The organism is Terriglobia bacterium, from assembly GCA_020073205.1.
In the GTDB taxonomy this organism is placed as follows: domain Bacteria; phylum Acidobacteriota; class Polarisedimenticolia; order Polarisedimenticolales; family JAIQFR01; genus JAIQFR01.
The window spans coordinates 1-6,435 of record JAIQFR010000164.1 but is presented as its reverse complement, the minus strand read 5'-3'; the positions used below and the strand labels follow the sequence as shown (position 1 = coordinate 6,435).

The window sequence follows — 6,435 nt, the reverse complement described above, 5'->3', positions numbered from 1 at the left end:
GAGCCGCCAGCTACAGCGGGATCGGCGGGAACAGCGGCACGCAGTGCCCAGCACCCGCACACGCCGCCAGGCACGTGTTGCAGTAAACCCTCCCGTTATCGCAGAGGACGGGGGAGCAATACATCGGGCAGATCCCGCACTTCGCCATCGCGGGCGTCGACGTCGTGGCGACCAAAGCCACCGTCCCGATGAGCACAGCGAAGACAGCGAGCATGATCACGCAGGCGGAAAGCATTCTCTTCATGGGACTCCCCTCCACGTGAAAGAAGATGATGAATCATACGGCCAATTCGAGAAAGGGCAAGCCCAGAGGCGGGTCATGTTACGATCAGCCGTTTTCCAGGGGGTGCAACCGCGCCGAGGCGTCACCGCAACCCACTCACCACGCACATCCGCGTCATCCGCCAGTCCCTCACCGCGATCGACCGGCCGCTCGGGCGGCTCGTCGCGCTCACGAACGAGGCAGGGAGAGGTGCCGTCGCGGAGCGCGAGACGACGAAGTGTCTTCCTCTCCGAAGTCCTTCCGGATTTGAGGGCGCAAATCGGTAGAGAAATTCCCTCCTTCTTCGAGCGACCAGAGGCCGCGAGTGGGAGGACGGGATGGCGAAGAGATCGCGGGACGAAATCGAGGAGCCGGCCGGGCCGAGCGTTGCAGAATCGGTTGAGGGGGTTGGTGAGAGCGCGGCGCGCGACCAAGTCGAGGTTGGGGGAGCTTCGACGGGGCGACGGCTGACCTGTGGCGCACCGAGATACGTCGCGCCCGGGGTTATCATCAGCGAACGGACGCACCGCCGCGGATGGCGGAGGAAGGACAGTCCATGTCACGGGCCCGGCCGCTCTCCGTCGCGTTTCTCTTCCTGGCGCTCGCGGCCTCGCCGTCCGTAGCGCGCTCCCGGCACGGGTCGCGCGCCGCGCCGCAAGGGAGTGCGGGCGTGTTCGACTACTACGTGCTCTCCCTCTCCTGGTCGCCCGAGCACTGCGTGTCCGCTCGGGCCGACGCCGACGGCGAACAGTGCTCACCGGGGCGCAAATTCGGATTCGTCGTCCACGGCCTCTGGCCGCAGTACGAGACGGGCTGGCCGGAATCCTGCGGCGCCGAGCCGCTCGACCGAGCCGTCGGCGACCGCATGCTGGATATCATGCCGAGCCCGAAGCTCATCCGACACGAATGGGAGAAGCACGGGACGTGCAGCGGATTGCCGGCATCGTCCTACTTCGGGAAGATCCGCGAGGCGTTCGGGAAGGTCCGCATTCCGGCCGCGTTCCAGGGGCCCACCGCGAGCGTCCGCACCACGCCCGCCGGGTTCAAGAGAGCCCTACTCGATGCCAACCCCGGGATCCCGCAAGACGGGGTCGCGATCTCGTGCAGCGGGCGCTACCTTCAGGAGGTCCACATCTGCCTCGCCAAGGATCTCTCGCCGTGCCGCTGCGGCCGCGACGTTCGCGACCACTGTACGGCGCCGGACATCGTCGTGCGCCCCGTGCGCTGACCGCGCCGCCTTCCTCGCACAGCTCGATCTGGTCGATCCCGTAGCCGGGGCAGCGGGCGAGTCGCCTTGCCAGCTGAAGGACATGGGTTGGTATGCCGGAACGCGATCTTCGCGTGCGCGCTGCGTCGGTCGGAGTCGTTTCACATGGGTCGCTTGTGAACGCTTCGATCGCGGCGCTGCCGTCGATGGCAGTCGCGGTTCGCATCGGAACGGAGGAGCGGCTCATGATCGAGCGCTACCCCGAGAACGTAGCCCGCGCAGATCGCACGAAGCGGGTGATACCGTTCGTTGTCTGACGACAGACTCGTGGTGAGATGGCTGGCCGTTATCCAGACCATAGGGTTTACTTCAGGTGCTTGCTGACGAACTTCGTCATGTCGAACATGCTCGCGGTAGCCTTGCCACCGAAGATCACCTTGAGCGCTGCGTCCGCCTTGATCATCCGCTTGTTCTTCGGATCCTGCAGGCCTTTCGTCTTGATGTAGGCCCACAGCTTCTTGGTGACTTCGGTGCGCGGGATCGGCGTCGAGCCGACGATTTCCGCCAGTGCGGCACTGGGTGTCACGACCTTCATGAATGCAGCGTTCGTCTTCTTGGCAGGCTTCTCTGCGGTCTTGGCCATCTGTTCTCCTTGGGAAGGTGCTTGGGGCGTCGGCGCCACGCGTTCGCTCCAGCGCGCGATTATGGCACGAAACGGCGCTCGTCACCCGGAAGGACGGCACCGACGGTGGTGTCCTGTCACGGATCAATCCTCCTTCTGGCAACTGGCTGTAGCGCGCCGCCGAGACTTCAGCGCCTTTGACGAAAGCATTGAGGACTTCGAGCCCGCGCCGGGGGCGGGATAAACGCTTGAGAGCAAGGCTCTTATTGCCGTGAGCGAGCAGTCGAAAAATCGGTAGCGCCCTACACCTCCACGCTCATCTGCGCGATTCGATAGAGCGTGACCGAGACGCTACGCCGCGCGGTGCGGCGAGACGAGCGACCCGGGAGGGGCGCCGGACGCGCGACACACAGCGAGCGACGTGGCACGCCGGCTCGCCCCTGCTCCCCCTTTCCAGCCTCCTTCGCCGCCGCCCTCCTTCAGCACGCCGATGAGGTCGATGACGAAGCCGTCCCGGGGGCCCGTGGCTGAACGCCTACGGTCATCGCACCTTGATGCTCGAAACCGGGTGGATTTCGTCCCACTTCCCGTGGTTCTTTTCCTGCACGAAGGTGCCGCGTATCTCGACGTGGGTGCCGACCGCCGGGAGTTCAGTCGTGTCGTGGAATCCGGCGCACGCCGGCTTCGCGTCCGGCTGCGTCACCTTGTAGCGACAGACCATCTCGAATACGAGGTTGTCCTCCTCGAAGGACGAATTGCCAGCATTGATTAGATTCGCGAACTGCGGATCGACCTTGAGCCATCCGTGCGTGTCGCCGTCCTTTTCGTGTCGCACCCCGTCTCGCTGATGACGCGACTGATGAGCGGTGGCGTCCACGATCACGCCGGTAACGGTGACGCAGTCTTGTTTCACCAGCAGCCGTGATGGGTGGTAGACGTGTCGCCACAAGCCGTCACCGCACCCGACCAGGCTGGCTGAACCCGGCACGCCAGGTCCCGGCTGGAAGGACTCCGCAGGCACGGTCGGGGAAGTGCTCACGCGAACGTTACGGCTCCAGACGTACCCGTCCTCGCCGGCGCTTGTCTTGACATGGTAGAAGCCGTGTTCGGGCGTGGGGTGAAGCAGTTCGAGAGGCGGCTCGGAATGCGTCAGCAACCGGATCGGCGCGTGCCCAGCGGAGGGGTCGCGCCGCAGGTTGACATTTCGCGTGACCGTCGCCGTCTGCGCGGACGCAAGTGCCGGGCACAACGCAACGGCAAGCATGAACACGAGAATGAGATTCGCGCAACGCATGATTCCTCGAATGGCTCGTGACGAAGCCGCCAGAAGCGTGCGCCGTTCAGCGATCGATGTCAACGCGGCGTCAGGCCGACTCTCGGCGGGCAGGCCGCGATCTGGCCGCGCGACTTGTCAGCCTCCTGACTCGACGCGCACCGGGCGTCCACTCGTGTAGTGCCGTGGTCCCCGCCGTCGGCGATACTCCTTTGCATGTGCGCCCGCTTCACTCTCATGCTGCCATGGGCCGAGGTGGTCCGGATCCTAGGCGGTCGGCCGGCGTTCACGGCAAGCCGAGCTGGAACGTCGCGCCGACCCACCAGATTGCGATCATCGAGAGCATGGGTTCCGACCGGCACCTGGTGAGTTCCCGGTGGGGTCTCCCGATGCCGTGGTCGACGAAGTCGATGATCAACGCCCGCGCAGTGCGGGTAGCAGCGGTCAAGCCCGAGCGGAGTCCAAGGCCGCCCTCGAACCGGCCCGGGGCCCCTGCGCGCCTTCGCCACTGCCCGTTCCGCCCCGAGCGCGACCGGCGTATGCTCCGCGGCAGCGAGCGAGTTGCCGAGGAATCCAACTACGCACGGATTCGAAGCTGCCTGGGTTCCACCTCGGCATAGAGGGAGAGACGCACGGGCCGCGCCAGCGCGTCCCGCAGCTATCGGCCGGCGTCTGGCCGACGGGGGTTGACGTGGTGATGACGTCTCGCCAGGCTCTGGCTTTCATTCGCAAGCACGGTATTGTCCTCGAGTCCGCGCAAGGGTCGGCCCCGTCGCTTGCCAGCGTCATTGCTGGGGAGCCAGTCCGGGGCAGCTGGTGGTCCCATCCGAGGGGTCGCGAGATCTTCGCGGTGACGCGGGCTATCCGGGACAGCGAAGAGGTCCTCGTGTGCCGTCTAGGCCGTGGTAAGGTCACCTTTGTCCATCGGCGATTGTGGCCTGCTCTCGTGCGGTCAGCGGGCTGGCTTCCGGCGGATCACCTTTCTCGTGTACGCGAGGAGCACACGAGTACTGGACGTCACGTGAGCAAAGAAGTCCCATTCCCCGATTGGGTTCCGCCGAGTGTCCGCTCGGCTGCCCGAAGTCTCTCCGAGGAAGAGGCCCTTGCCGAGTTTGCAGCGTGGATCGAATAACGAAGCAGGTGAGCGGTCGAGGGGATCGCGTAGAAGCAAGGTCCAGCTTGGGGCGCCTCGTTACTTCCCGGGGCGCACCGAGAACGACGGTTCGAATGGCGACGGCGTACCACGGGTGCCCACGTAACGGCGAGGTCCAATTGGGACATGAACCGCAAGTCGCGAAGAGTATTCGGGCGAAATTCGCGGGCCTCGGCGTGGCCTTGGGCGCAGGGGTAGGGACAGCCATAGGGGTCGCTGTCGGTAATCTCGCGGTATGGCTCCCGGTCGGCATCGCGATCGGTGTTGGTATTGGGGTGGCACCGTCGCGAAGAGGCCAGTCTAGCGGTCGGGGAGACAGGTGACCGACGAGCTGGCTCGCCGCGCCTCGCTGCTTCGCGGACCGGGGGCAGGCCCGCTTCGAGCAGAGGTCATTTTGCCCAGAGACGAACATAGAGGAGGGGGTCGATGGCATCAGGCGCCTCGTCGAGGAAGGGTGTCACGACTCGCGACCGACTTTCCACGCTGGTCGGAGTTGGTACAGCGCTGACGTTCATCGTCTGCGCCGCGTGTGGTTGCGCTGTCAGTGGCCATTATAGGAGTTCGGGCCCGTGCAAGGGGTTCCATACTCAACCGCAAGCATGCGAGCGAGCAGCGGCGAACTTCCAGGCCATCGCGCTCGTACTGATAGGCCAATCGATCGAGGATGTCAGGAAGATCATGCCGAACCCGCCTGATCGGCGCGTCGGCGATGAGCAGAGCGAAGCGTGGAGCTACATTACCGACTACGCGAACGCGATGATGACGACCGTCGTTTTTCGGGGCGGCAAGGTCTCCGAAATCAAGCAGGCGCCGTGGATCGAGGAACCATCTCCGAAATCATGAACTGTCGGGGAGATAGTCAACTCTGTGGACCGGGCGCCCTAGCTGTTCGCGGCGGTCACGGACACCGGCGCTTCGGTGTGGTACGGAGAGGGGCTGCCCGTGAGTGTTCTCGCAGCGGGCGCTGCAGCCCGGGCTCCAGAGTCCGAGGCAGCGTCCATGTCGACGCTACCCTTGAAATGGGCACCGTCGGCCAAGACGACCCGCGGGGCCCGGACATCGCCCAGCAAGCGTCCCGTCGCCGCGACCTCCACCTTATCCTCCGCGGTGATGTTGCTCATCACCTGGCCCCCCACAAGGACCGACTTGGCGTGGATTTCGCCCGTCACGCGGCCGTTCTGGCCGATCGTCACTCTGTGGCCGTTCAGGGTGATCTTCCCTTCGACCGTGCCTTCGATCGTGAGATCCTCGTCTCCGCTCAGTTCGCCCATGACGTGAAGCGACTTGCCGATATTCGCCACGTTGCTCATCTCCGTTCTCTCCCTGCGTTCTCCGGGGAATGAAGGCGCGCCAACCTGCGGCTTCGAGGCCGATGCCGGCGGTGTGGGGCGGGTGGGTTCCGGGTCTGACTTCTGCCCTATCCAAGTCATGCTGTGCTCCCTCCTTCGGATCGTAAACGATCGGTAAGGGCGCGGTGCCGTTCCGTCCGACTCATTCAAAACGTCACTCCCCGGCTTCGTGCGCGGCGATCGGGGACACGAACGGGCGTGTCCACGAGCTCCGTCCGCAGGACCTGGGGATGGGATCGAAATATCGTAGCTCGGGGCCGCGTGCGCAAGTCCGATCCTCGCGTAACCGCGCTCTCGGCCTCCGGTGGCGTGAGGACGATGGCTTTGAGGCGGCCGGGGCTTCCTATGGCGGATCACCGCGCTAGGAACAGATCCCAGCTGACACGGCACCCGAGGGTGGCCGTCCTGCGCCCGCGAGCATACAGTGGTTCAACGGGATGTGCGCCCGTCGTTGCTGCCCACCTGTACGTGCAGGAGGGGGCGCATGCTTGGGGAAGCCGGGAAGGATCGGGCGGATACCTCGCAAGACGCGAAGCTATGCCCCTTCTGCGAGGGCTCGGGGAAGTGCG

The 6,435-nt window shown here is 65.1% G+C and carries 7 protein-coding genes; 3 read left to right on the top strand and 4 right to left on the bottom strand.

The window, feature by feature from the left end; genetic code table 11:
- Positions 1-10: 10 nt before the first annotated feature.
- Positions 11-244, bottom strand: a complete 234-nt coding sequence (locus tag LAO51_19600) for a hypothetical protein (protein ID MBZ5640949.1) — start codon at positions 242-244, stop codon at positions 11-13.
- A 574-nt stretch (positions 245-818) separates the two neighbouring features.
- Between LAO51_19600 and LAO51_19595 the strand changes: the two genes are divergently transcribed.
- Together LAO51_19595 and LAO51_19590 are read left to right on the top strand one after the other, a co-directional pair.
- Positions 819-1,490 (top strand): ribonuclease T2, encoded by a 672-nt coding sequence (locus LAO51_19595; GenBank protein MBZ5640948.1) that lies wholly within the window; start codon positions 819-821, stop codon positions 1,488-1,490.
- Between the two features lie 92 nt (positions 1,491-1,582).
- Positions 1,583-1,786, top strand: a complete 204-nt coding sequence (locus tag LAO51_19590) for a hypothetical protein (GenBank protein ID MBZ5640947.1) — start codon at positions 1,583-1,585, stop codon at positions 1,784-1,786.
- A 47-nt stretch (positions 1,787-1,833) separates the two neighbouring features.
- Here LAO51_19590 and LAO51_19585 read toward each other — a convergent pair whose 3' ends face one another.
- A complete protein-coding gene (locus LAO51_19585) occupies positions 1,834-2,112 on the bottom strand; it encodes an SWIB/MDM2 domain-containing protein (GenBank protein MBZ5640946.1) in 279 nt (92 codons plus the stop codon).
- 520 nt (positions 2,113-2,632) lie between these two features.
- Entirely contained in the window at positions 2,633-3,385 is a 753-nt protein-coding gene (locus LAO51_19580) for an SH3 domain-containing protein (protein ID MBZ5640945.1), read from the bottom strand.
- A gap of 1,558 nt (positions 3,386-4,943) precedes the next feature.
- Here LAO51_19580 and LAO51_19575 point away from each other — a divergent pair.
- Complete coding sequence (locus LAO51_19575) at positions 4,944-5,360, top strand: hypothetical protein (protein ID MBZ5640944.1); 417 nt, start codon at positions 4,944-4,946, stop codon at positions 5,358-5,360.
- Between the two features lie 38 nt (positions 5,361-5,398).
- Here the strand turns inward: LAO51_19575 and LAO51_19570 are convergent, their stop codons facing one another.
- Entirely contained in the window at positions 5,399-5,947 is a 549-nt protein-coding gene (locus LAO51_19570) for a polymer-forming cytoskeletal protein (protein MBZ5640943.1), read from the bottom strand.
- Positions 5,948-6,435: the final 488 nt, after the last annotated feature.